The organism is Cupriavidus sp. Met-2, assembly GCF_049843575.1.
Taxonomy (GTDB): Bacteria; Pseudomonadota; Gammaproteobacteria; order Burkholderiales; family Burkholderiaceae; genus Cupriavidus; species Cupriavidus metallidurans.
This window is the reverse complement of the sequence record NZ_JBBHZL010000002.1, coordinates 129769-154662: the sequence shown is the minus strand read 5'-3', so window position 1 is coordinate 154662 and position 24894 is coordinate 129769. Positions and strand designations below refer to the sequence as shown.

Below are 24894 nucleotides of genomic sequence, written 5' to 3'. Positions count from 1 at the left end.
GGGTGATATTGTCTGGAGAGCCCAAGATCACCGAAGATTGGTGATTCGCCCATTCTTCCTGGGGACGCCATGCATCCACTCTCGGATTCCGCCAACGTATCGCACCGCGATGACGTCTTTGCACTCTGGGACCGGCTGGCCGAGTTCTCCGCCGGCGAAGCCGATGACGCGCTGACCCATTTGTTAACCACGCTCTGTGCAATGGTCACGGCACAGAATGCACTTTGGGCTGTCGTTGTCCGATTACCTGCGGTCGCGCGAAAGGACCCCTTGTTTGGCTGGCGTCCACGCCTTGTTCGCCTCCTGCATCCTGTCCCCGCGATGGTTGCTTCCGTGCAGGAGCAGTTCGACACGCTATGGTCCGGCAACGTGGACTCGTCACATGTCGTGGCCATGTCGGGGGATGAGCCATTCCGCGCCAATCTTCTCTTCGAGGCGATGCCCGCCGAATGGTTTGAAGGTGCCCACTATCGCCGTCACTACCTCGAAGTTGGTCACGCCGACAGCATCCAGGTGCGTTGTTCGCTCAACGATGATGTGCGGATTCATCTCTTCGTGTTTCGCGATCTGCAAGCCCCCCGTTTTTCTGCACCGGATCTCGAGCTTCTGGGCTTCGTGATGCACGGGCTGAGGTGGTACTACCGGCAGCAACTGCTCAGCCACGGCCTGCTCATCGCCGACGCGTCGCTGACGTCGGCCGAGCGAAGGGTGTTGCTGGGGCTGCTCGACGGACTGACGGAAAAGCAGATCGCGCAGAAGCTCGAGCAGAGTCCGAACACGACTCACGTCCATATCAAATCAATTTACGCAAAATTCAACGTTCGAAATCGCTCGACGCTCACCGCGCTGTGGCTCGGCAAGTTGCGATAACGCATTGCAGAGTGGTGCCGTTGCGGGCAATTGAGCGTAGCCGCCTGGCATCGAGTTCGCCCGGTACATGCGGCCTGCGCAAGAAATCCAGCGCAGATCGTACAGAGGATTGCAGCGGCTTGGCTAAGGTGCGAACAGATCCAACCCTGCCAGGGCTAGCGCGCCACTCAGCGCGATTGCGGCCGTGGAATCCACAAGAATAAGGATTGCACCCGACAACCAGCAGGCGAAGGTGAAGCCAATTGCTGCTTTCATCGTGGCACCTGACGCGTAAATGGGCTGCGGCGAGCCAAGCCGGCCGCAAACTGAATGCATCTTCCCCATGGAGGCTTCGCTAACGTCGAGCCGTGACGCTGTGCCTTGCACCAACCGACGCTGCCAGCCAGACGCCGAACAGGACGGCAACGAAACTGACAACAAGACGCGTACTTACGGGTTCCTGCAGGAACAGAACGCCGCCAAGTGCTGCAACGGGTGGCACCAGTAGCTGGATGGTGGCCGCGGACATCGCCGGCAGCTTTCGGATTACCGACGCCCACACGACAAAGCCGACAGCAGATGTCACAGCCCCTGACGCCACAGCGAGGGCAACCCCGGCTACGCTCGCGTGGGCATGGCCGTGAAGCATCCAACCGAGGACGATGCAGGTCGGAGTCGCGCGCAGGAAGTTTCCTGCCGTTGCCGAGAGTGGACTTGCGGCTCGCCTGCCTCGCAAGGTATAGATCCCCCATGCCACGCCCGCCCCAACCATCATCAGCAAGCCGGAGAATCGCGGAACGCCGATGCCGGGTGTGGTCAGGTATAACAGTCCGGCAATAGCCAGGAGATAGCCCATCAGCGCCACGCGGTGGAAGCGCTCGCCTTTGAGAAGGCAGGCAATAAATATCGTCAGTTGTACCGTCCCGAACAACACGAGCGCACCGAAACTGACGCCGAGGGATAGATACGACAATGAGAACAGGATCACGAAAATCCCCAGCGCTGTAGCTGAGATCCAGTCAGGGTCAGGATTGGGCTGCCGGGTGTACTCCGGTTTCAGCTTCGTCACGACCAGTAACGTCGCGCCTCCGGCCAGCAGCCGGATATCGGAGAATGTCGCTGCGTCGATGGAGTAAGTGAACAGTGCGACGCGGCACAGTAGCGCGTTCGAGGCAAATGCAGCGATCGCAACCGCGCCCTGCAGGGCGCAAGTCGGCGTGATTGCACTCGCGCCTGCTGGAGCCAGATAGGCACTCATCGCCCTTCCTTTCTTTAGCGTCGCAGGCCTTTGACGGGCGCATTGCGCCGCGACCCTTGCGTCTGCTGGAGAATAGGTAGCTCGATGACGTCCGAAAATAACCTGAATAGGTGACCGCGTGCTGGCGCCCGCGAAAGGATCAGGATGACATCCCGCCAGCCGAAGCTGAGGCAGTCAACTATCGACAGCTTCAAATCCCTGCCTCTGAACCGCCATTAACTTGAAGCAACCAGCCTCCACGGCTCCCGGGCGGCTCAGTTATCGTGCTGGATAAGGTTTCCCCAGATTCCAGCGTGATTGCCAATGTTCGATGTACTGGCGTGAAACCTCGGGCATGTCTCGAATGACGACCACATTCTCGGAGTTGGATGTCTCGGCAGATGGCGCGAAGTTGAAGGAACCTGTTTCAACCGTGTTGCCATCGACAATGATCGTCTTGTCGTGATGGATATGGAAATGGTCGGTGGTCCGCAGTTCCACACCATTGCGGGTCACAAGGTCCATGGCTGCCAAGCTCGTCTTGCCCAGGTTGCGCTTCTTGTCGATTACCACGCGCACCTCCACGCCTCGATTCCTGGCATCAACCAGCGCCTGCATGATGTCAGGAGCTTGAAACGAGTAGGCGAGCATCTGAATGGAATGCTGCGCACTACCGATAGTCTTCAGAACAAGCTCTCGCGCTGAACCCTCCGGGGAGAAGCCAACCTGAATGCTGGGAGTGGCATGGGCGAGAGATGAAATGCTGAGAAGGGTGGCAAGGGCGATGCTTCGGGTTCTTGTCATGGCGTTAGGGCCTTGGTCGGAGCGCCTGGCACTGGACGGGGTATGGCTCACGTACATGGACGCTCGCAGTGGTTGTCTCGGCGTTGGCGTGGCCGATGGTCCCCCAATAGGACGATTCCTGGGATCAATTCGGAGTTGGATGGTTGGATCCGCCCATGCTGGTTGCTGAAATGAAGTTGTACCAACCAGTTAAGGGAGTTTGCAATGTTCGCCTATTTCGTTGTGTTCTTCGCGCTCTGGGGCGTCGTGAGGCTGGCGGATCGTTGGGGGATGTAGGGGGCGTTGACGGCTCGGAACATTCAGGTGTGGCGGCAAGTACGGGGCATCAATTGGTCGATGCAAGCCGTTAGCTATGCGCGTCGCACGATCGACTGATCAGGGCCAGATCATTCGGAAATGCGTTGATGTATTTTGGGAAAGTTCCTATGTGGCGGTCGTCGTTCCTTGCCTTTAATGAACCTCGTCCAGTCCAGAATTTTGGTGGCTGAATAAGCGGGAGCATCGATAAGTGATGCCCCGGCATTGATGGTCGAGGTTCGAAGTGAGTGAAGTTGAGTTTGTGAGCTGGTTGCGCGGTTTTGTGAACGCCCGCGGTGCTGTACCGCCTACTGCTGTCCAGTGGCGAGAGATCATGGCACGCGTGTCGATTTGCTCTGTGGATCCACTGGGTCCAAAGCAACGCGAGGCTGTGGAGTTGTCTGAGGCTATTGGGCGACTTCGCGTGGCGGCCACGCAGCAGGTTGGAGTGCTTGTACCGCAGCCGTTGGCTGCGGCACGGCAGTGAAGGCGGCGCTCATGTTCTTGCCTGTCAACCGCGGTTTCTTCTGGGTGCTATGGGCCAAAACAATGTTCCCTACTGATCGCCGCTGATTCGTTGCGATGATTTGTCGAGATCAACCCGCCTTGCGCAAGCCTGGCGGGTTTTGCTCTGTCTCGGATGGTGCTTCTTGCGGGAGATCTGCGGATGGGCGCGGTTCCAATGCGAGGCATGGCACGCCATGGTTGGTACTAGGGTGGGGGAGCGAGCTACCGCCCAGTTACTGGTCCTGGATAGACGAATTCCCACCACGCGCCCGGTTACGCTCCCGCGCATAATCCTCATAGGGCGGAAGCGTCTGCCTTACCGTTCCCGGAGTCATAGGATTCACGGCGGCATCGTGGCTACGGGCACCTTCGTAGGTGCCGCGCCAAAAATCGAAGGATGAGCATCCTGCGCTGAAGGCTGCCGAGGCAAGGGCAAGAAAAACTGGGATCAATCGGTTCATGCGACTAGAGACTGGAAATCTGATTGCGCCTGCAAGTCTGGCGCATCGAGACACGCAGCCTATCGTCCCATATGTTCAAAGTCGAAAAAAAAGCCCGCTGCGCGAAGCAGGCGGGCCGGGATGAATTATCGTGGGGTCAATCACGACGGTTTTGATTGTCTGATAATGTATTCTCGCCGTCTGCCCTACGTACGAGGGGATTAACTCGAATGAGTTAATTTTATCCAACTTACAGTCAGAAAGATTTGCATGAAGCACTTTATGGTGATAGTCAAAGTGCAGATTTAGCCATCCAGCGACTCGAGCGTGAACTTCGCGCCGCCGTCCTGACCAAGCAGTTCGACCAGTTTCGGCATGGCTTCCTGGAGCTCTGCCTTGAGCGTCCAGGGAGGATTGACGATGAACATACCACTGCCATGCAAGCCCAGACCGCCCGCGACCGGGTGTTTGACTGTCAGTGTGACGTGCAGCCAGCTCTTGAGCGGCAGGCGCTTCAGCTGGGCCGGTAGCTGGGTTGATTCCCGTCGTTGCACCTCGGGATACCAGATCGCATAGATGCCCGTGGCGAAACGCTCCAGGCCAGCATTGAGCGTATCGAGCGTACGGGCGTAGTCTTGTTTGTCTTCGTAAGAAGGGTCGATCAGCACCAGTGCGCGGCGGGGCGGGGGCGGCAGGATAGCCTTGATGCCATTGAAGCCATCGCCGTCATAGAGCATGACCTTGCGTCCCGCGCCGCGGAAATTGTCGCGCAGTACCTGGATCTCGGTGCTGTGCAGTTCGAACAGGCGCAGGCGGTCCGCATCGCGCAGCATTTGCCACGCCAGCCACGGCGAACCTGGATAGTGCTTGAGATTGCCGTCCTCGTTCAGCGCACGTACCTGTTCCAGGTAGGCGTCGAGCAGGGCAGGCATCGGCTGGCCGTTCGCGGCGGCGCGCCAAAGCGGGCCAATACCGGTCTCGAACTCCGATTTTTTCTGCGCGTAGGCGTGATCAAGGGCATAGAGCCCGGCGCCGGCGTGGGTGTCGATGTACCAGAACGCCTTGTCCTTCTGCGTCAGGTAGTCCAGCAACTGGACAACGACGGCGTGCTTGAGGACATCGGCATGATTGCCGGCGTGGAAGGCGTGACGATAACTGAGCATGGCGAGGGAATGACGGCGCGCAAACTTCGCGCAAATACGGCCTTGAAGGCATTTTCAGGGCGGTGCGCGGGGAGGGCGCTATGCTACCATCCGCCGCCATTTCCGGCCGTATGAATCCTTGCCATGACGCGCGTTCTCGAGCCCGCCGAGCCCATTCTGTCCAATGACGGTACTCCCTATTCGCCTCGCTATGACGATGTCTATCACAGCGCGCGTGGAGGTCTGGCGCAGGCACATCACGTGTTTCTCGGTGGCAATGGTCTGCCCGAAGGCTGGGCCGGGCGCGAGCAGTTTGTCATTGTCGAGACGGGGTTTGGGCAGGGCCTGAATTTCCTCGCCACCTGGCAGGCATGGCGTAGCGATCCGCAGCGTTGCCGACGGCTGCATTTCGTGTCGATCGAGAAACATCCCTTCACGCGCGAAGGTCTGGCGCGATTACATGCACATGCTGGCCTGGGTGATCTGCTGCCGTTATCCGACCAATTGCAGCAACAATGGCCTGACGCGTTGCCCGGCTTGCACAGGCTGTCGTTCGAGGGTGGGGCGGTCACGCTGACGCTGGCATTGGGCGACGTGGAAACGATGTTGCCGAAGCTTGTGCTCGGCGCCGATGCGTTCTACCTCGATGGGTTTTCGCCATCGCGCAACGCAGAGATGTGGTCCGACACCGTGTTCCGCGGCCTGGCGCGTCTCGCCCGCATCGGTGCGACGCTCGCGACCTACACAGCGGCGGGATTCGTGAGGCGCGGGCTCAAGGCGGCCGGGTTCGAGGCGCACAAGGCGCCCGGATTCGGTGGCAAGCGAGACATGACCGTGGCGCGTTTCGCGCCCGTCTGGAAGAACCGCCGTCATGCGCCGCCCGAGGCAGCGCAATGGGCCGAGCGACATGCCATCGTCATTGGAGCGGGGCTGGCGGGATGCGCCGTGACCGAACGTCTGGCTGCGCGTGGCTGGCGCGTGACATTGCTCGACGCGCATGACGGACCGGCGCGACAGACATCGAGCCACCGTGCCGCGGCGATGCATGCGCATGTGTCCGCCGACGACAGCTTCCTTTCACGACTGTCCCGTGCTGGAAACCTTCATGCGTTGCGCGCGTGGGGCGCATTGGAGGCGGCTGGCTATCCCGTGGGATGGCACGGCACTGGCGTCCTGCAGATCGGCGAGGATGATGCTGAGAACGCGGCGCAGCAAGCCGCACTTGCGGAGCTTCGGTTTCCGGAGTCATTTGTGCGCTGGATGTCGCCGCAAGAGGCTACGGAGCAGCATGGCGCAACGGTTCCGAGAGGCGGCTTGTGGTTTCCGAAGGGAGGCTGGGTGGCGCCGCCCGACATTTGCCGCGCGCAGCTTGCGAAAGCTGGTGCGGCTGTGGATGCGCTATTCAATTGCCGCGTGGCAGCGATCAGGCGGATCGGTGATGCGTGGCAGGCGCTTGCCGATGACGGTGGGGTATTGGCCGCAGCGCCGGTTCTGGTGCTCGCCAATGCCTACGAAGCCGATCGACTGACCTCGGGCCAGTTCCTGGCGCTGCGCCGGGTGCGTGGCCAACTGACGGATCTGGCACCCGCGCAGGCAGAGGCGCTGGGTGGTTGGCCCGATTGCGTCGTGACCGGCGGTGGTTACCTACTGCCGCGTGACGCGGCGGGCGGAGCAAGGATGGGCTCGAGTTATGAAGCGGACGAAGGGCCGCTGGTCGAGCGTCCGGAAGTGCACGCTGCCAACCTCGATCGTCTGGCATCGATGCTGCCGGACCGGGCGTCACAAATCGCGCAGATCGACCCCGCCACGCTGCAGGGTTACGTCGGCGTGCGCACGGTCACGTATAACCGTCTTCCGCTTGTCGGGCGCATTGCCGACGATGCGCAGGCACTGTCCCGTGCCGCTGCGTTGCGTGGCGCGCATTTACGCGATCTGCCGCGGCTTCCCGGTCTGTATGCGGCCCTTGCATATGCCTCGCGGGGCCTCACATGGGCAGCCTTGTGTGCGGAGCTGATCGCCAGCCAGATCGAGGGCGAACCACTGCCGCTCGAGGCCGATCTGGCAGATGCGATCGATCCCGCACGGCTCCTGCTGCGCGCGCTCCGACACGGTCACGCGCAGGCGCCCGAATCGGCGGGGCCTGGGGTGGATGCGGCCGGCTAGGGTAAAAACTGCCGGAAGCGAATCAAAACCGTGCGATAATCCCCGTTTTCCGTTTGCACGGAGACCCCCGCTCGTCGGCGCCAGTCGCGGGTGGACCGATATGCAGGCGGTTGCGCTGACAACAACATTTCTGGATTGGATTAACGACCATGTCGAACGTCATTGAAAACCTCGGCAAGCTTCACCGCAAGGTGACCCTGGCTATTCCCAAGGCCGAAGTGCAGAAGGAAACCCAGGAACGCCTGGCTCGTCTGTCGAAGACCGTGAAGATGTCCGGCTTCCGCCCGGGCAAGGTGCCGATGAAGATGGTCGAGAAGCAATATGGCCAGCAAGTCGAGTTCGAAGTGCGCTTCGACAAGGCTGCCCGCAAGTTCTTCGACATCACCCAGGCCCAGGAAGTGAAGGTGGCCGGTCAGCCGAAGTTCGACATCAAGACCGAAGGCGTGGCTGACGACGAACTGGCTTTCGAAGCCACGTTCGAGGTGTATCCGGAGGTCAAGATTGGCGACCTCGCGTCGGCCGAAGTGACCCGCACCAAGACCGAAATCGGCGACGCCGAGATTGACAAGACCGTCGACATCCTGCGCAAGCAGCGCGTGCACTTCCACGCTCGTGGCGATGCGGGTGCCCACGGTGACGGCGGCGCCGACGTGGCTGCCCAGAACGGCGACCGCGTGACGCTGGACTTCGTCGGCAAGATCGACGGCGTCGAGTTCGCTGGCGGCAAGGCCGAGGACTTCGTGTACGTGCTGGGCGAAGGCCGCATGCTGCCGGAGTTCGAAACAGCTACGCTGGGCCTGAAGGTGGGCGAAAGCAAGTCGTTCCCGCTGACGTTCCCGGCCGATTACCACGGCAAGGAAGTGGCCGGCAAGACCGCTGAATTCACGGTCACGCTGAAGAAGGTCGAGTGGGCGCACCTGCCGGAAGTGGATGATGCATTCGCCAAGTCGCTTGGCATTGCTGACGGCAGCGTGGAAAAGATGCGCGCCGACATCCGTGAAAACCTCGAGCGCGAAGTCAAGCGCCGCACGCACTCCATGCTGAAGGATCAGGTCATGGAAGCGCTGCTGAAGGTTAGCGAGCTGGACGTGCCGAAGGCGCTGGTCGAGCAGGATCAGGAACGCCTGGTGGAAATGGCCCGTCGCGACCTCGAGCAACGTGGCATGCCGAACGCCAAGGACATGCCGATTCCGGCCGAGATGTTCACGCAACAGGCCGAGCGCCGCGTGAAGCTGGGCCTGATCCTGGCCGAGATCGTCAAGGCCAATGGCCTGGAAGCCAAGCCGGACCAGATCAAGGCCGAAATCGAGGACTTCGCGAAGAGCTACGAAGACCCGAAGGAAGTCATGCGCTGGTACTACGGTGACCAGCAACGTCTGGCCGAGATGGAAGCCTACGTGCTCGAAAACAACGTGGTAAATTTCGTGTGCGACAAGGCCAAGGTCGCGGACAAGACGGTGTCGTTCGAAGAACTCACCGCCGCGCCCGCACAAGCCTGAGGTTGGGCATAAGCCGGAATCCGCGCGAGTATGGCGCGGTGCCGGCTTGCGTCAATCGGCCTCGCGCGCTGGCCGATTGACGCCATTCCTGAATATCTGGAGAACCTGCATGACCCGCAATGATTTGCTTGATCGTCTCGCCACCACGCAGGCTTCTGCTCTGGAGACCCAGGGTCTTGGTCTGGTGCCGATGGTCGTCGAGCAGTCCGGCCGGGGCGAGCGCGCGTACGACATCTACTCGCGCCTGCTCAAGGAACGTGTCGTCTTCATGGTCGGCGAAGTGAACGACCAGACTGCCAACCTGGTGGTGGCCCAGCTTCTGTTCCTCGAAAGCGAGAATCCTGATAAGGACGTGTCGCTGTACATCAATTCGCCCGGCGGTTCGGTTTCGGCCGGTCTGGCGATCTATGACACGATGCAGTTCATCAAGCCCGATGTGCAAACACTGTGCATGGGCATGGCGGCCAGCATGGGTGCATTCCTGCTCGCAGCAGGCGCCAAGGGCAAGCGCAGCGCGCTGCCAAACTCGCGAATCATGATTCACCAGCCGTTGGGCGGTGCGCGTGGCCAGGCTTCGGACATCGAAATCCAGGCACGCGAGATCCTGTATCTGCGCGAGCGCCTGAACAGCATCCTTTCTGAGGTGACCGGCCAGCCCGTGGAGAAGATCGCGCGCGATACTGACCGCGACAACTTCATGAGCGGCGACCAGGCCGTGGATTACGGTCTGATCGACAAGGTGATTACCCGTCGCAGTTGAGACGGATCGGCCGGTTTGCCGGTAGGCCATTCCGGGTGCGATCCAGAAAGGATTGCCCCGGGTGGCGCCCGGTAACGCCGGGCGTAGGCTGTACGAATCCGCTCGCCGTAAATGGCGAAGGCTACACCGGAACGAGGCTGTATGCCTCGTTTTTGCGTTTTGCCCCACATGGAGGGGTTGCCGCCGACTGTGCCAATTGTTTTGGCGTATGATGCGTTTAATGCGTTTCCCGCCCGGTCTCCCGCCAGGTGGGAACACACTGCTAATGTGACTGATTCCTATGGCGGACAAAAAAGGTTCATCCAGCGAGAAGCTTCTCTATTGCTCCTTCTGCGGCAAGAGCCAGCATGAGGTGAAGAAGCTGATCGCCGGCCCGTCGGTGTTCATTTGCGACGAATGCATCGACCTGTGCAACGAGATCATCCGTGACGAGGCCTCCGCGACCGACAAGGACGCCACGGCCGCCACGCGATCGGATCTGCCCACGCCCCACGAGATTCGCGAGAGCCTTGACCAGTACGTGATCGGGCAGGATCAGGCCAAGAAAATTCTGGCCGTAGCGGTCTACAACCACTACAAGCGCCTCAAGCACCTCGGCAAGAAGGACGATGTCGAGCTTTCCAAGAGCAATATTCTGCTGATCGGGCCGACTGGCTCCGGCAAGACGTTGCTTGCCCAGACGCTGGCCCGCCTGCTCAACGTGCCGTTCGTGATCGCGGACGCGACGACGCTGACGGAAGCCGGCTACGTGGGCGAGGATGTCGAGAACATCATCCAGAAGCTGCTCCAGAACTGCAATTACGAGGTGGAGAAGGCGCAGCGCGGTATCGTCTACATCGACGAAATCGACAAGATCTCGCGCAAGTCGGACAACCCGTCGATCACCCGCGACGTTTCCGGCGAGGGTGTGCAGCAAGCGCTGCTGAAACTGATCGAGGGCACGATGGCCTCGGTGCCGCCGCAAGGTGGCCGGAAGCATCCGAATCAGGACTTCCTGCAGGTGGATACCACCAATATCCTGTTCATCTGCGGCGGCGCGTTTGACGGCCTGGAGAAGGTCATCATGCAGCGCTCGGACAAGACCGGTATCGGTTTTGCCGCCCAGGTGCAGAGCAAGGAAGAGCGGGAAGTCAGCGAAGTGCTGCCACAGACCGAGCCCGAGGATTTGATCAAGTTCGGCCTGATTCCGGAGCTGATCGGTCGTCTGCCGGTGGTGGCTACGCTAGCGAAGCTGGATGAGGCTGCACTGATGCAGATTCTGATCGAGCCGAAGAACGCGCTGGTCAAGCAATATCAGAAGCTGCTGGCCATGGAAGGCGTGGAGCTGGAAATCCGCCCGGCCGCACTGTCCGCGATCGCTCGCAAGGCCATTCGCCGCAAGACCGGTGCGCGCGGCCTGCGTTCGATCCTTGAACAATCGCTGATGGATGTCATGTATGACCTGCCCAACTACAAGGGCGTCCAGAAGGTCGTGATCGACGAGAACACGATTACCGGCGACGCAGCGCCGCTCCTGGTTTATGAGGAGCAGCAGCCCAAGGTGGCGGGGTCTAACTGACGATCGCGCCGCACATGGGTGGCCTCGACCACACCGGCAAATTTCAAGCGGCCGTTCGCAGCAAAGCGAACGGCTTTTTTTCTTCAATTCCACAAACGAACGGGAGCAAACGCGGGTATGCTGTTTCACTGGGGGTCGCAAGTGCAGTTTGCAGCATGTTTTTCTGCGTACAGATTCGATGATGGGCATCTTGCAATCGAATTCCGCGACCCTATTTACGCCTTAAATGACTGACTGGGGAAAATGATGTCCGGAACACAACTCCTCCCGGCTGAGCCGATTCGCCTCCCACTGTTGCCGCTGCGCGACGTGGTGGTGTTTCCGCACATGGTGATCCCGCTGTTCGTGGGACGCCCGAAGTCCATCAAGGCGCTTGAGACTGCGATGGAGTCGGGCAAGAGCATCATGCTCGTGGCCCAGAAGACTGCGGCCAAAGATGAGCCCACCGCGGATGACCTGTATGAGGTCGGCTGCATCGCCAATATCCTGCAAATGCTGAAGCTGCCCGACGGCACCGTGAAGGTGCTGGTGGAGGGTACGCAACGTGCAAATATCACCGAGGTGAGCGAGGACGATTCGCACTTCATGTGCGAAGCCGTGCCTGTGCCGCCCGCACCGGTTGAATCGGCCGAGACCGAGGCCCTGCGCCGCGCGATCGTGTCCCAGTTCGACCAGTACGTGAAGCTGAACAAGAAGATCCCTCCTGAGATCCTGACGTCGCTGTCCGGTATCGATGAGGCCGGTCGTTTGGCCGATACGATCGCCGCGCATCTGCCGATCAAGCTCGAGCAGAAGCAGAAGATCCTTGAGATGGTCAAGGTGACCGAGCGTCTCGAGAGCCTGCTGTCGCAGCTCGAGGGCGAGATCGACATCCTGCAGGTGGAAAAGCGCATTCGTGGCCGCGTCAAGCGCCAGATGGAAAAGAGCCAGCGCGAGTACTACCTGAACGAGCAGGTCAAGGCGATCCAGAAGGAACTGGGCGAGGGCGAGGAAGGCGCTGATCTGGAAGAACTGGACAAGCGCATCAAGGCCGCCCGCATGCCCAAGGAGGCCAAGAAGAAGGCCGACGCCGAGTTCAAGAAGCTCAAGCTGATGTCGCCGATGTCGGCCGAGGCCACCGTCGTGCGCAACTATATCGACACGCTGGTCAGCCTGCCGTGGCGCAAGAAGAGCAAGGTCAACAACGACCTGGCTAACGCCGAGCGCGTGCTCGATGAAGACCACTATGGCCTCGAGAAGGTCAAGGAACGGATTCTCGAGTACCTTGCCGTGCAACAGCGCGTGGACAAGGTGAAGGCGCCGATCCTGTGCCTGGTTGGCCCTCCGGGCGTCGGCAAGACCTCGCTCGGTCAGTCGGTTGCGCGTGCCACGAACCGCAAGTTCGTGCGTATGGCGCTGGGTGGTGTGCGTGACGAGGCCGAGATCCGCGGTCACCGTCGTACGTACATTGGATCGATGCCGGGCAAGATCCTGCAGAGCCTGTCGAAGGTTGGCGTGCGCAATCCGCTGTTCCTGCTCGACGAGATCGACAAGATGGGCATGGATTTCCGTGGCGATCCTTCGTCGGCGCTGCTCGAGGTGCTGGACCCGGAACAGAACCACACGTTCCAGGACCACTACATCGAGGTGGACTTTGACCTGTCGGATGTGATGTTCGTGGCGACGTCGAACTCGCTGAACATTCCGCCGCCGCTGCTGGACCGGATGGAAGTGATCCGCCTGTCAGGCTACACGGAGGACGAAAAGGTCAACATCGCTACGCGCTACCTGTTACCGAAGCAGATCCGTAACAACGGCCTGAAGCAAGGCGAGATCGAGGTGACCGAAGCGGCAATCCGCGACATCATCCGCTACTACACGCGAGAAGCCGGTGTGCGTTCGCTGGAACGCGAAGTGTCGAAGATCGCTCGCAAGGTTGTGAAGATGCTGCTCCTGAAGAAGGAGTCCACGGCGGTGAAGGTGGATTCCGAGAACCTGGACAAATTCCTTGGCGTGCGCAAGTACGACTTCGGTTTAGCCGGCAAGGAAAACCAGGTGGGTCAGGTGACGGGTCTGGCGTGGACGGAAGTCGGCGGCGACCTGCTGACGATTGAAGCCGCGATCATGCCAGGCAAGGGCAACATCACGCGCACCGGTTCGCTCGGCGATGTGATGAAGGAGTCGGTCGAAGCCGCGCGCTCGGTGGTGCGTTCGCGGGCGCGTCGTCTGGGTATCGCGGATGAGATGTTTGAGAAGCGCGACATCCACATCCACGTGCCCGAGGGCGCCACGCCGAAGGATGGTCCGTCGGCCGGTATCGCGATGACGACCGCGCTAGTGTCGGTGCTGACTGGCATCCCGGTGCGTGCCGATGTGGCGATGACGGGTGAAATCACGCTGCGCGGAGAGGTGCTGCCGATCGGCGGTCTCAAGGAGAAGCTGCTGGCTGCCCATCGCGGCGGTATCAAGCTGGTGCTGATCCCCGAAGAGAACGTCAAGGATCTGGCTGACATTCCGGACAACGTGAAGAACGCCATCGAGATCATGCCGGTGCGCTGGATCGACCGGGTGCTGGAGCTGGCGCTCGAGCGAAAGCCCGAGCCGCTGCCTGAGGAAGATGCCAAGCCGGCCGAGGTGGCGGACAAGGCCGCGTCCCAGGTGGAGCGTATCCATCACTGATCGACGCACACGTCAGTCTGAGATGTAGTTAGGAACGCCGCAGGGTCAAACCTGCGGCGTTTTTGTTTGCGCAATGCCCGCGGCGCCGTGTGCCTTGCGGTGCGCAGAAGATTGTTGCAATCAATGCTTGGCAAATCGAAAAGTCTCGTATTACAATCGCGGCCTCGCAACGCAAACAGCGGCAACGAAGCAGTAACCGCCGAATCGTGCGAAGCGAGATTACCCTGCAGGCGGCAGCTTGCGATGGTCTAGTGGGTGCTTAGCTCAGCTGGTAGAGCGGCGCCCTTACAAGGCGTAGGTCGGGGGTTCGAACCCCTCAGCACCCACCACTTCACCATTGCGATGCGTTGCCACTGATTGGGGGGCCGACACGGAGTGGTAGTTCAGTCGGTTAGAATACCGGCCTGTCACGCCGGGGGTCGCGGGTTCGAGTCCCGTCCACTCCGCCAACAAAATTAGCCCGCGTCAGCGGGCTTTTTTGTGTCCGCAATTCTGGCTTGCAGGCGGGCCTCTGGCATCGGAGTGGGGCGAGTCACCTGTGCGACCTCCGCTTCGCTGGCGCGACCACTCCAGCAAGATCGACAGATTGCGGTTTCGCATGATCTCTCGACGCACATTCAAGCAGTACAACTCCTCGCTTTTGATAGAATCGCAAGGTTTGACTTTCGAGCCACCCCTTTAACCGGATCAGCATGCTTGATTTCGTACGCAACAACCGGCGCCTGATGCTCCTTCTGCTGCTGGTGCTTGTCTTCCCGTCGTTCGTATTCTTCGGCGTGGAGAGCTATTCGCGCTTCATGGACAGCTCGCACGATGCTGCCAAGGTCGACGGCCGGGCCATCACCGTGCAGGAAGTCGACAATGTGGTGCGCGACCAGAGCGAACGGATGCGCCAGATGCTGGGCAACAACTACGATCCGCGCATGTTCGAAGGCCCTGCCGCGCGGCAGGCCGTGCTGGACCAGTTGATCCAGCAGCGTGTTATTTCGGAAGCCACTCAGAAGAAGCACCTGACGGTTTCCGATGCGCAGATCGCTGCTGCGATCCAGAGCATTCCCGCCATCGCCCAGCTTCGCACGGCGGACGGCAAGTTCGACGAGAAGGCCTACGTGCAGCTGCTGGCGGCGCAAGGTATGACGCCCGAGCAGCTCGACGCACGGATGCGTTTCGAACTCTCCACGCAGCAACTGGGTGGTGCCATCGGTACGACAGCTTTCGTGCCGAAGTCGCTGCTCGATCGCCTGATCGCGATTCGCGACCAGCAGCGTGATGTGCAGGCCATCGTGATCAAGCCGGCCGATTTCACGGCCAAGGTGACGCCGGACGCCGCCGCGCTGAAGGCCTACTACGAGTCCCATCTGGCAGCGTACACGATGCCCGAGCAGGCCAAGGTCGAGTATCTGGTGCTGTCGGGTGATGCCCTGGCTGCCAGCCAGACGATCACCCCCGATCAGTTGAAGTCGTATTACGACAGCAACATACAACGTTTCCGTACTGACGAGCAACGTCGCGCCAGCCACATCCTGATCGCCGCGCCGAAGGATGGCAAGGAGGCAGATCGCAAGGCCGCCAAGGAGAAGGCCGAGAAGCTGCTGGAGGACCTGCGCAAGCATCCAGACACGTTCGCCGATGTTGCGAAGAAGAACTCGCAGGATCCTGGTTCGGCGGAGAAGGGCGGTGACCTTGGCTTCATGGGTCGTGGTGCCCTGGTCAAGCCGTTTGAAGACGCGATGTTTGCGCTCAAGGATGGTCAGATCAGCGATGTTGTGGAAACCGATTACGGCTATCACATCATCAAGCTGACGGGTATCAAGCCGGCAGCGACCGAGCCGCTCGAGGCAGTGCGTCCCGAACTCGAGATCGAACTCAAGAAGCAGCTTGCCGCGAAGGCGTATACCGAGCAGGCCGATGCGTTCGGCAACATGGTGTACGAGCAGTCCGAGAGCCTCAAGCCCGCCGCCGACAAGTTCAAGCTGACGATCCAGACTGCGGACAATGTCACGCGTACGCCGAATCCGGTGTTGGGCAAGGACAACCCGCTCAATAACGAGAAGGTGCTCAAGGCGCTGTTCAGCGATGACGCCATCAAGAACAAGCGCAATACGGAAGCCGTGCAAGTCGGCCCGACTACGCTGGTGTCGGCGCGCATCGTCGACTATCGCCCGGCCGCCGCGCGCAAGTTCGAAGAGGTAGAGGCGCTGGTGCGTCAGGCCTACGTCGCACAGCAGGCGGCGGAACTGGCACGCAAGGATGGCGAAGCCCGTCTTGATGCCTTGAAGAAGAGCGGCAGCGCTGATGGCTTCGGCTCGATGGTGACCGTGTCGCGTGCCAAGGCTGATGGCGTGTCGCCGAAGGCTGTCGATTCGATCATGCGTGCCGATGCCTCGAAGCTGCCTTCGCTCGTGGGTGTGGACCTCGGCGCGGATGGGTACGCGATCTACCGTATCGCCAAGGTTGGCACGCCGCCGCAGGCCAACGCAAACCAGCGTGAGGCTGACGCGCAGCAACTGGGCCAGATGGCCGGCCAGACGGAACTGGCAGCGTTCTATGACGTGCTCAAGGCCGGTGCGAAGGTGAAGATCCTGCATCCGGCCAAGACGGACGACGCGGCAGCGAGCGCACCTGCTGCACACTGACGCGACGTCACCTGCGATGTAAAGAAGCCCCTGCGGTTGCGAGCCTGCAGGGGCTTTTTTGCATGTGGTCTTGCCGATCAGCTCGGGATGCCGTGGTGCGGACCGGGAAGTCCAGCTCGGCCTAAGGTCCGATGCCTACGCCGCCTTTTTCAACAACGGTTTCAACTGCGACCAGACATTGTCCAGCAACGTGGGCTGTGCAGCGGAGGTCGGATGAATCCGATCGGTCTGGAACCATTCGGGACGCGAGATCACGTTGTCCAGCAGGAAGGGCACCAGCGCGGCCCGTTTTTCCTTGGCCAGCTTGCTGTAGAGTGCGAAGAATCGCTCGGTGTAATCCTGACCATAGTTCGGCGGGATTCGCATTCCCACGAGCAGCACAGTGGCACCAGCTCGCTGGGCATCGCTGACGATCGTTCTCAGATTGGCCTCGGTGGTCTGCAACGGGAAGCCGCGCAGGGCGTCGTTGGCACCCAGCTCGACGATTACCACCGCCGGCTTGTGTCGCTTGAGCAGGTCAGGCAGGCGAGTTTTGCCACCGATTGTGGTCTCGCCACTGATGCTCGCGTTGACGACGCTATAATCGAACCGCTCCTTGCTCAGGCGGTCCTGCAGCAGGCTGACCCAGCCAGTGCCGCGTGCAATGCCGTACTCCGCGGACAGGCTGTCGCCCAGTACCAGCAGCGCGGGCTTGTTGCCAGATTGCGCGTGCGCCGGCACTGCCGTCATGACGGCAGTTGCCAGTGTGATACCCAACGCCGCCAGCCATTGCCGGCGCCTACTGTTTGTCATCCTCTCTCGCATGTCCACGTCCATTCTTGCCGTCGAGTCATTAGGAAAGACCGTAGCCGATACGACCGGTTCGCTGACGATTTTGCACGACGTAACGTTTTCCGTCACAGCGGGTGAAACGTTGGCCATTGTCGGGGCGTCTGGGTCGGGCAAGTCCACGCTACTTGGCCTGCTTGCCGGGCTCGATCTGCCGAGCACGGGATCGGTCCGGCTCCATGGTCAGGATCTGTTCCGGCTCGATGAAGACCAGCGTGCCGCGCTGCGCGGGCGTCACGTTGGCTTCGTGTTTCAGTCGTTCCAGCTGGTCGGCCATCTGACCGCGCTGGAGAACGTAATGCTTCCGCTCGAGTTGCGTGGCGAGACCGATCACGTGCGCGAGCGGGCCGTCGACATGCTGGAGCGAGTTGGGCTCGGTCAGCGGCTGTCCCATTATCCACGCACGCTTTCCGGCGGCGAGCAGCAGCGTGTGGCGTTGGCGCGCGCCTTCGTTGCGCGGCCCGATATTTTGTTTGCGGACGAGCCGACCGGAAGTCTGGACACCGCCACGGGCGAGGCGGTCATCGCGCTGATGTTCGAGCTCAATCGCGATGCGGGATCGACACTCGTGCTGGTCACGCACGACCGTTCGGTGGCGGCGCGATGCGGCCGCATCCTGACGATCGAGGCTGGCCGTGTAGCCAGCGATGAGTTCATGGATGTGGGCGTCTGAGCGGTGTCGACGGGGTTAACTGCGCGCCAGTGAGCGGCGTGCCCGCGCGATCAGCGCGGCGGTCGATGCATCGTGGGCTTCCGTGGCATTGCCACTGAGTTCGGCCTCGATCGGGCGCGCCAGGATCTTGCCGAGCTCCACGCCCCACTGATCGAACGAATTGATGTTCCAGACGATGCCCTGCACGAAGGTGCGGTGCTCATAGAGCGCGATCAGCGCGCCCAGCACGTGCGGCGTCAGGTTTTCCATCAGCAGCATGTTGCTGGGGCGGTTGCCCTCGAACACCATATGCGGAATGCGTGCTGCGTCGACGCCGGCCGCTTGGAGTTCTTCCGCACTGCGTCCGCGCATCAATGCCTCGGCCTGCGCAAAACAGTTGGCCAGCAGCTTGACGTGATGGCCCGGCAGTTCGCGCGGCGGCACCAGCGGCGCGACGAAATCGACCGGCACGATCTGCGAGCCCTGGTGGATCATCTGGAAATAGGCGTGCTGGCCGTTGGTGCCAGCCGTGCCCCAGACCACTGGCGCGGTATCCGCGTCCACCGGACGGCCATCGAGCTGGACCGACTTGCCGTTGCTCTCCATCTCGAGTTGCTGGAGGAACGCCGGAAACAGTTCGAGCGAGGTCGAATAGGGCGCCATGCAGCTCGTCGGCATGTCGTGGAAATTGCGATACCAGATGCCCAGCATCGCCATCACCACCGGCATGTTTTGGGCGAGCGGTGCAGTGCGGAAATGATCGTCCATCGCGCGGGCGCCGAGCAGCAGGTCCTCGAAGGCGTCGAAGCCGACGGCCAGCGCAATCGACAGGCCGACCGACGACCACAGCGAGAACCGGCCACCGATCCAATCCCAGAACTCGAACATGTTGTTCGGGTCGATGCCGAACTCGACCACCGCGTCGCGATTGGTCGACACGGCGACGAAGTGCCGCGCGAGCTGATTCTCGGCCACGCCGTGGCGCAGGAACCAGTCCCGCATGCTGCAGGCGTTGGCCATGGTTTCGAGCGTGGTGAACGTCTTCGAACAGATGATCGCCAGCGTGCGTGCCGGATCCAGGCGCTGGAGCGTTTCGGCAAGCTCGGTGCCATCCACATTCGAAACGAAGTGCACACGCGGTCCGCGCGGGTCGGCCAGATGCGCCAGGGCGCGGCATACCATGCGCGGGCCCAGGTCAGAGCCGCCGATGCCGATGTTGACAATGTCGGTGATCCCCTGGCCCGTGGAGCCGGTCCAAACGCCACTGCGCACGCGGCCGGCAAACTCGCGCATCCGGCGGAGTACATCGTGGATGGCGGGCATGACCGATGCCCCGTCGACCTTGAACGGCGCGTCGGGCAGGGCGCGTAGCGCGACGTGCAACGCGGCACGATCTTCGGTGGCGTTGATATGTTCGCCAGCGAACATGGCATCGCGGCGCGCCGGCACGCCGGCTTCCTCGGCAAGCTTCATCAGCAGCGCAAGGGTTTCGCCGGTGATGCGGTTCTTCGAGTAATCCAGATACAGGCCGGAGGCTTCCAGCGAGAAGGTATCGACCCGTTGGGCAGCCCCGGCTTCGGCGAACCACTGCTGCATCGGCGTCTCGCGGACGACGTTATGGTGTTGGCGAAGGGCGTTCCAGGCTTGGAGGTCAGTCGGCATTCGTTCTTGGGGGAAATCGGGCACGAACGCCCGCACGAGGCAGGCGCCAGCAAGTATATCGTCAGAATGTGATCGCAAATTCCGGAAGTGGCAGCAAAAAGTAACGAGGCTTGCGGGATTGACGGTTTCCGACGTCGGGATGTCGTTACCTTAGCAGAGGGTGCCAACGCCCCCTATCGGCAATTGTCCGACGCGTGCCGCGCCGCGCGCATCACCTGAGATCACCTGGATGGCGTCTGGCGTGATTCGCGCGGCATTGTTGGTGGCGTTGACGGGACGTCACGCGCCGCCACCGCGCAGCAACGCGTTGAAAATATCCCGGGCGGGCAGATAGAGCTCGCTGGCAGTCATGCCAGCCGGGCCCGTGCCCGACGCTACTAGCCTGTCGGCGGCGCGGCCGTGAATCCAGACCGCCGCGCGCGCGGCGGCGACGATCGGCATGCCCTGGGCGATCAGGGCGCCGATCATTCCGGCCAGGACATCACCGGTGCCCGCGGTGGAGAGCGCGGCATTGCCGGTTGGATTGATCGCGGGCGGCGCGCCGTCTGGGGACGCGATCACGCTCCCGGAGCCCTTGAGTACGATCGTGGCCTGCCACCGCGTGGCCAGCGCGGTGGCGGCCGCCAGCCGGTTGCGCTGGATATCGGCCACGGTGCTGCCCAGCAGTCGCGCGGCCTCAAGAGGGTGGGGCGTCATCACGTGTGCCACGCCGCTTTCGACAAGTTGCTGGGCCAGCGTGCCATCGGTAGCCAGCAGGTTGAGCGCATCCGCATCGAGCACCAGCGGTGCGGCTGTCGCCGCGTTGGCGCAGATATCGATCAATTGCGTCAGTTGCTTGCGCGCGGAGGCACCCGTGCCCATCCCGGGGCCGACCACGTAGGCGGACATCGCGCCGGGCGAAAGCTCCGTCACGGCGTGCAGCATCAACTCCGGATGGACCGGGTCGATGGCGGGTGCCGGTTGCGCGAGGAATCCCACATGGACACGACCGGCGCCCAGATACAGGGCGGCGCGCGCGCCAAGCAATGGGGCCCCGGTCATTCCATGGCTGCCACCGATCACTGCCAGGCTGCCGAAGCTGCCTTTGTTATCCGCGTGCTCACGTCGCGGCAGCGAATGGGAAAAACCCGGCGGCTGATTGACCACCGCCACGGGATGTTCGGCTGGCGGATAGTCGAGCCCGAGTGGTGCGATATCGACCTCGCCAGCGCAATCGCGGCCATCCAGGGTCAGCAGGCCCGGCTTGGCAGCCAGGAACGTCAGCGTGCGTTGTGCCCGGACCGCCGGGTCGCCGGTGCCGGTGTCGGCGAATAATCCGCTCGGGATATCGAGCGAGAATACCGGCAGGTGCGAGGTATTGAGATGGTCGATCCAACGCGCCATATTGCCGTCGGCCGCACGGTTGAGTCCTATCCCCAGCAATCCATCGACGATTGCCGCGCATCCGTTCGGCCAGGGAGGAATCCCGGTATCGGCATCGTTGGGCAGCGCCAGGAGCGGCACGCCGGCGGCGCGGGCCTCGAGCCAGGCGCGGGCCGCATCGGCGGGCAGCAGGTCGGCTTCGCCGATCAGCCAGGCTTCCACGAGCCGTCCGCGCTGATGCAGGCGCAGGGCGGCGACCAGCGCGTCGCCGCCGTTGTTGCCAGGGCCAGCCAGGCAGAGGATGCGGCCATTCGGCACCCATGCGTGCAGCCAGTCCGCTGCCGCAGCGCCCGCGCGGGACATCAACGTGAAAGGCGGGGTCGCGGCCAGCCCGGCGTGCTCCACGCGACGGATCGTCGTCAGGTCGTAAAGCGGCGTAACGTCCGTGCCGGCGGGATCCAGCGCGATGCGGTCCGGCGTCGCGTCGGGGTCCGGGGATGTCGAAGGCGAGACAGTCGTGCTCATATCGGTATCAGGCTGGGCCCAGCCGGTAACGTTCGGGTGTCAGCCCATCCATGTCGATGGCTGGCCCGTCGCCTTGGCCGGCGCTCGCGGCGATCTGGTCCGCGGCAATTTTGCCCGATCCGCAGCTCATCGCCCAGCCCGTCGAGCCATGGCCGAGGTTCAGAAACAGGCCCGGCACGCGGGTGGCGCCGATCAGGGGCGGGCCGTCAGGCAGCATCGGTCGCGCTCCGGCCCAGAGCGTGGCGGCATTGTAGTGCCCGGCTACCGGAAACCAGTCGCGCGCGACCTTGATCAGGGTTTGCAACGCGGCCGGCCGCAGATCGAGCTTGCGCGATCCAAGCTCCGCGGTGCCCGCCACGCGCAGTCGATTGCCCATGCGCGTGATGGCCACCTTGAACGATTCGTCCATCAGGGCGCCTAGCGGCGCCTGTAGTTCGTCCGTCACCATGACCGTGGCCGAGTAACCCTTGACCGGGTAGAGCGGCAGGCGCAGCCCAAGCGGGCGCAGCAGCGTCTCGCTGCCAACGCCGGCGGCAAGCAGCACGCGGTCCGCATCGAGCACTTCCCGGGCATGGCCACGGAGCGCGGCGAGTTCGACTGTCAGGCGGCCGTCCGTCCTGCGCAACCGGGCAACTTCGGTCTGGAAGCGAAACCGCACCCCCGCGGCTTCCGCGTGCTGGTGCAGTCTGCGCACGAAGATCGGGCAATTGCCGGATTCATCCTCCGGAAGGTGCAGGCCGCCAGCTAGTGGCGTGTCGTCGGTCAGGCCGGGTTCGATACGCCGGCAACCGGCGGCGTCGATGAGCTGATGCGGGACGTTGTTCTCGCGCAGCAGCGCCAATGCAGGCGATGCGAGATCAAGGTCGCGCTGTGTGCGAAACAGTTGCAGGTAGCCACGTGATTGCTCGTACTCGATCTCGAGCGCCGAGCGAAGCTCGTGCAGACAGGCGCGGCTGTAGAACGCCACACGCTGCATCCGCAGCTTGTTGGTGCGATAGCTTTCGGGGTTGCATTCGCGCAGCCAGCGCACGATCCAGCGCCACATCGCGGGGTCGACGCTTGGGCGGAACACGACCGGCGAGGCGTGCTGGAACAGTGAGCGCACAATCTTGCCGGGCATCCCGGGCGCCGCCCAGGGCGTGACGTAGCCGGGGGCGATCACGCCCGCGTTGCCAAAGCTGGCTTCCTGCGCGGGGGCGCCGCGTCGCTCCAGTACAGTGACTTCGAAGCCGGCCTGGCGCAGGTACCAGGCCGAGCAGACGCCGATTGCGCCGGCGCCGATGATGATCACGTGCATCCGCTAGCTTTGCCCCCTTCAGGATGAAGTGCCGCTATTTGAGCTCCTTCGCCATGACCACGTCTGGCAGCCATGTCACCACGCTGGGCCACACGGTGATGATGCCGATCGCCAGCACCATCATCATGAAGAACGGCAACGACACCCTGGCGATGTAGTTGCTGTCCTTGCCGGTCATGCTCTGGAGCACGAACAAGTTGAATCCGACGGGTGGCGTGACCTCGGCGATTTCCACCAGCAGCACGATGAAGATGCCAAACCATACCAGATCAAAGCCGGCGGCCTGTACCATCGGCAGGACGGTGGCCGTGGTCAGCGCGATCATCGAGATGCCGTCGAGTGCCGTGCCGAGCAGGATATAGATGATGGTCAGGACGGCGATCAGCGCCCACGGCGACAGGTGCAGCGCCGCCACCCATTCGGCCAGTGCGCGCGGAATGCCGGTGAAACTCATCGTGACCGACAGAAATGACGTCGCCCCGAGCACGAACATGATCATCGCGGTCAGCCGGGTGGCCGACATCAGGCTCTCCCAGAATGCCTTGCGCGTCAGCGAGCCGCCTGCCCAGGCCAGCGCGAGCGATGCCACCACGCCATACGCGGCAGCCTCGGTAGCCGTCGAGTACCCGGCCATCATGATCCACGTGATGAACGCGATCAGGATGATGCAGGGCATGAGCTGCCGGATCGACGCGAGCCGGGCCGACCAGCCGAACGTCTCGGCCGCAGGGGTCTTCTCAGGATTCATCAGCGCCCAGACCACGATGTATCCCGAAAACAGGATCATCAGTAACAGGCCCGGCAGGAACCCGGCGAGGAACACGCGGATGATGGAGACGTCGGCGGACACCGCATACACGACCATTGTGATCGATGGCGGGATCAGAATGCCCAGCGTGCCCGCCGTCGACAGCGAGCCGAGTGTGATGCGCTCGTCGTAGCCGCGTCGGGTCAGTTCGGGCAGTGCCGACTTGGCGATCGTGGCGCAGGTGGCCGCCGACGACCCCGACACCGAACCGAAGATGCCGCAGCCGAGAATGTTGACGTGCATGAGACGGCCCGGCAGCCAGTTGAGCCACGGGGAGAGGCCATTGAACATCTGCTCGGAGAGCTTGGTGCGGAACAGGATTTCTCCCATCCACACGAACAGGGGCAGCGATGCCAGCGTGTAGGAGGCACTGGACGACCACCAGGAGTTGGCCAGGTTAACCAGCGCGTCGTGGTCGGAGAAGATCACCAGGCCGACCCACGAGGTCACGGCGATCGCCACGGGAATCCACGCGCCGATCGCCAGGAAGGCGATCATCACCAGCAGCAGGATCAGGGCAACGAGAACGGTGCTCATCAGACGGTCTCCCCGAAGTCGCCAGCGGCCAGCTTGGCCTCCTGCGCGAGCTGGTAGCGCGGTTTCTGCCGGCGTACCACACGCAGCCATTCGTCGCCGACGGCCAGCAGGAAACCTAGCGCGCCGATTACCGCGAAACTCTGCGGAATCCAGAGCGGAATCACGATCTGCCCCTGGGACACATCGCCGATATCCCAGCTTTGCCAGGCAAACGAGCCGAGCGCCCACGCCGCATAGCCGGCGAAGATCAGGCAGATGGTGAGCGAGATGACTTCCAGTAGCCAGCGGCGTTTGGTGCCGACGGCTTCCAGCAGCATCTCCACGCGCACGATGCCGCCGTGCTGAAACGTCTGACCGAGGATGAGGAAGGCGGAAGCGGCGCACAGCCACGCGACGATGTCGTCGCCGCCCTTGAGCGTGATCGAGGTCTCGCGCGAGATCGACATCGCGATCATCACGATGCAGACGGCGAGGATGCAGAGCGCGCCGAGCGCGGCGCAGACGTCAAGCAGATGGTCGAGCCAACGCTTGCGGAGGATGGGGGCTTCCATGGTGATGACGGGCTACCTGTGACGCGGGAACGGCGATGGGAGGGCGCGCGCGATCAGCGGCGCGCGCCTGCTGCAATGCACGGGCGAAAGCAGGCGGGCGCCACGATGGATTGTCGCGGGCC

The 24894-nt window shown here is 62.3% G+C and carries 17 protein-coding genes and 2 tRNA genes; 10 read left to right on the top strand and 9 right to left on the bottom strand.

Going from position 1 to position 24894, the window contains the following annotated elements; translation table 11 throughout:
• The first annotated feature begins 69 nt into the window (after nucleotides 1-69).
• Nucleotides 70-870 carry a helix-turn-helix transcriptional regulator gene (locus tag WD006_RS05855; protein ID WP_011516622.1) on the top strand — a complete coding sequence of 267 codons (801 nt, stop codon included), beginning with the start codon at nucleotides 70-72 and terminating at the stop codon, nucleotides 868-870.
• A 334-nt stretch (nucleotides 871-1204) separates the two neighbouring features.
• Here WD006_RS05855 and WD006_RS05850 read toward each other — a convergent pair whose 3' ends face one another.
• From WD006_RS05850 to WD006_RS05840, 3 genes are all read right to left on the bottom strand, one after another.
• Nucleotides 1205-2107, bottom strand: a complete 903-nt coding sequence (locus WD006_RS05850) for a DMT family transporter (RefSeq protein ID WP_029307813.1) — start codon at nucleotides 2105-2107, stop codon at nucleotides 1205-1207.
• A 258-nt stretch (nucleotides 2108-2365) separates the two neighbouring features.
• On the bottom strand, nucleotides 2366-2890 hold the full coding sequence (locus WD006_RS05845; RefSeq protein ID WP_029307814.1) for a phospholipase D family protein: 525 nt from the start codon (nucleotides 2888-2890) through the stop codon (nucleotides 2366-2368).
• Between the two features lie 1549 nt (nucleotides 2891-4439).
• Nucleotides 4440-5297, bottom strand: a complete 858-nt coding sequence (locus WD006_RS05840) for a 23S rRNA (adenine(2030)-N(6))-methyltransferase RlmJ (RefSeq protein ID WP_029307815.1) — start codon at nucleotides 5295-5297, stop codon at nucleotides 4440-4442.
• A 123-nt stretch (nucleotides 5298-5420) separates the two neighbouring features.
• Here WD006_RS05840 and mnmC point away from each other — a divergent pair, with 123 nt between their 5' ends.
• From mnmC to WD006_RS05800, 8 genes are all read left to right on the top strand, one after another.
• A complete protein-coding gene (gene mnmC / locus WD006_RS05835; protein WP_029307816.1) occupies nucleotides 5421-7439 on the top strand; it encodes a bifunctional tRNA (5-methylaminomethyl-2-thiouridine)(34)-methyltransferase MnmD/FAD-dependent 5-carboxymethylaminomethyl-2-thiouridine(34) oxidoreductase MnmC in 2019 nt (672 codons plus the stop codon).
• A gap of 149 nt (nucleotides 7440-7588) precedes the next feature.
• A complete protein-coding gene (tig, locus tag WD006_RS05830; RefSeq protein ID WP_029307817.1) occupies nucleotides 7589-8938 on the top strand; it encodes a trigger factor in 1350 nt (449 codons plus the stop codon).
• Between the two features lie 109 nt (nucleotides 8939-9047).
• Nucleotides 9048-9698, top strand: a complete 651-nt coding sequence (gene clpP / locus WD006_RS05825; protein WP_008651661.1) for an ATP-dependent Clp endopeptidase proteolytic subunit ClpP — start codon at nucleotides 9048-9050, stop codon at nucleotides 9696-9698.
• Nucleotides 9699-9978: 280 nt separating this feature from the next.
• Nucleotides 9979-11256 carry an ATP-dependent Clp protease ATP-binding subunit ClpX gene (clpX, locus tag WD006_RS05820; RefSeq protein WP_011516610.1) on the top strand — a complete coding sequence of 426 codons (1278 nt, stop codon included), beginning with the start codon at nucleotides 9979-9981 and terminating at the stop codon, nucleotides 11254-11256.
• 246 nt (nucleotides 11257-11502) lie between these two features.
• A complete protein-coding gene (gene lon / locus WD006_RS05815) occupies nucleotides 11503-13914 on the top strand; it encodes an endopeptidase La (RefSeq protein ID WP_011516609.1) in 2412 nt (803 codons plus the stop codon).
• Between the two features lie 253 nt (nucleotides 13915-14167).
• Nucleotides 14168-14243, top strand: a tRNA-Val gene (locus WD006_RS05810).
• Nucleotides 14244-14286: 43 nt separating this feature from the next.
• Nucleotides 14287-14363 (top strand) — tRNA-Asp (locus WD006_RS05805).
• A 243-nt stretch (nucleotides 14364-14606) separates the two neighbouring features.
• Complete coding sequence (locus tag WD006_RS05800; protein ID WP_029307818.1) at nucleotides 14607-16550, top strand: SurA N-terminal domain-containing protein; 1944 nt, start codon at nucleotides 14607-14609, stop codon at nucleotides 16548-16550.
• A gap of 135 nt (nucleotides 16551-16685) precedes the next feature.
• Here the strand turns inward: WD006_RS05800 and WD006_RS05795 are convergent, their stop codons facing one another.
• Nucleotides 16686-17366 carry an arylesterase gene (locus WD006_RS05795; RefSeq protein ID WP_011516607.1) on the bottom strand — a complete coding sequence of 227 codons (681 nt, stop codon included), beginning with the start codon at nucleotides 17364-17366 and terminating at the stop codon, nucleotides 16686-16688.
• Between WD006_RS05795 and WD006_RS05790 the strand changes: the two genes are divergently transcribed.
• Nucleotides 17353-18051, top strand: a complete 699-nt coding sequence (locus tag WD006_RS05790) for an ABC transporter ATP-binding protein (protein ID WP_029307819.1) — start codon at nucleotides 17353-17355, stop codon at nucleotides 18049-18051. The genes WD006_RS05795 and WD006_RS05790 overlap by 14 nt on opposite strands.
• A gap of 15 nt (nucleotides 18052-18066) precedes the next feature.
• Here WD006_RS05790 and pgi read toward each other — a convergent pair whose 3' ends face one another.
• From pgi to WD006_RS05765, 5 genes are all read right to left on the bottom strand, one after another.
• On the bottom strand, nucleotides 18067-19692 hold the full coding sequence (pgi, locus tag WD006_RS05785; protein WP_029307820.1) for a glucose-6-phosphate isomerase: 1626 nt from the start codon (nucleotides 19690-19692) through the stop codon (nucleotides 18067-18069).
• 279 nt (nucleotides 19693-19971) lie between these two features.
• Nucleotides 19972-21579 (bottom strand): bifunctional ADP-dependent NAD(P)H-hydrate dehydratase/NAD(P)H-hydrate epimerase, encoded by a 1608-nt coding sequence (locus WD006_RS05780; RefSeq protein WP_029307821.1) that lies wholly within the window; start codon nucleotides 21577-21579, stop codon nucleotides 19972-19974.
• A gap of 7 nt (nucleotides 21580-21586) precedes the next feature.
• A complete protein-coding gene (locus WD006_RS05775; RefSeq protein ID WP_029307822.1) occupies nucleotides 21587-22876 on the bottom strand; it encodes a D-amino acid dehydrogenase in 1290 nt (429 codons plus the stop codon).
• Nucleotides 22877-22910: 34 nt separating this feature from the next.
• Entirely contained in the window at nucleotides 22911-24221 is a 1311-nt protein-coding gene (locus WD006_RS05770) for a TRAP transporter large permease (protein ID WP_011516601.1), read from the bottom strand.
• Nucleotides 24221-24772 carry a TRAP transporter small permease subunit gene (locus WD006_RS05765; RefSeq protein WP_008651680.1) on the bottom strand — a complete coding sequence of 184 codons (552 nt, stop codon included), beginning with the start codon at nucleotides 24770-24772 and terminating at the stop codon, nucleotides 24221-24223. Before WD006_RS05765 ends, WD006_RS05770 begins: the two co-directional genes overlap by 1 nt.
• Nucleotides 24773-24894: the final 122 nt, after the last annotated feature.

Bases quoted from the DNA above. Each gene is read 5' to 3' on its own strand.
- WD006_RS05855 (WP_011516622.1), top strand. From the start codon at position 70: ATGCATCCACTCTCGGATTCCGCCAACGTATCGCACCGCGATGACGTC.
- WD006_RS05850 (WP_029307813.1), bottom strand. From the start codon at position 2,107: ATGAGTGCCTATCTGGCTCCAGCAGGCGCGAGTGCAATCACGCCGACT.
- WD006_RS05845 (WP_029307814.1), bottom strand. From the start codon at position 2,890: ATGACAAGAACCCGAAGCATCGCCCTTGCCACCCTTCTCAGCATTTCA.
- WD006_RS05840 (WP_029307815.1), bottom strand. From the start codon at position 5,297: ATGCTCAGTTATCGTCACGCCTTCCACGCCGGCAATCATGCCGATGTC.
- mnmC (WP_029307816.1), top strand. From the start codon at position 5,421: ATGACGCGCGTTCTCGAGCCCGCCGAGCCCATTCTGTCCAATGACGGT.
- tig (WP_029307817.1), top strand. From the start codon at position 7,589: ATGTCGAACGTCATTGAAAACCTCGGCAAGCTTCACCGCAAGGTGACC.
- clpP (WP_008651661.1), top strand. From the start codon at position 9,048: ATGACCCGCAATGATTTGCTTGATCGTCTCGCCACCACGCAGGCTTCT.
- clpX (WP_011516610.1), top strand. From the start codon at position 9,979: ATGGCGGACAAAAAAGGTTCATCCAGCGAGAAGCTTCTCTATTGCTCC.
- lon (WP_011516609.1), top strand. From the start codon at position 11,503: ATGTCCGGAACACAACTCCTCCCGGCTGAGCCGATTCGCCTCCCACTG.
- WD006_RS05800 (WP_029307818.1), top strand. From the start codon at position 14,607: ATGCTTGATTTCGTACGCAACAACCGGCGCCTGATGCTCCTTCTGCTG.
- WD006_RS05790 (WP_029307819.1), top strand. From the start codon at position 17,353: ATGTCCACGTCCATTCTTGCCGTCGAGTCATTAGGAAAGACCGTAGCC.
- WD006_RS05795 (WP_011516607.1), bottom strand. From the start codon at position 17,366: ATGGACGTGGACATGCGAGAGAGGATGACAAACAGTAGGCGCCGGCAA.
- pgi (WP_029307820.1), bottom strand. From the start codon at position 19,692: ATGCCGACTGACCTCCAAGCCTGGAACGCCCTTCGCCAACACCATAAC.
- WD006_RS05780 (WP_029307821.1), bottom strand. From the start codon at position 21,579: ATGAGCACGACTGTCTCGCCTTCGACATCCCCGGACCCCGACGCGACG.
- WD006_RS05775 (WP_029307822.1), bottom strand. From the start codon at position 22,876: ATGCACGTGATCATCATCGGCGCCGGCGCAATCGGCGTCTGCTCGGCC.
- WD006_RS05770 (WP_011516601.1), bottom strand. From the start codon at position 24,221: ATGAGCACCGTTCTCGTTGCCCTGATCCTGCTGCTGGTGATGATCGCC.
- WD006_RS05765 (WP_008651680.1), bottom strand. From the start codon at position 24,772: ATGGAAGCCCCCATCCTCCGCAAGCGTTGGCTCGACCATCTGCTTGAC.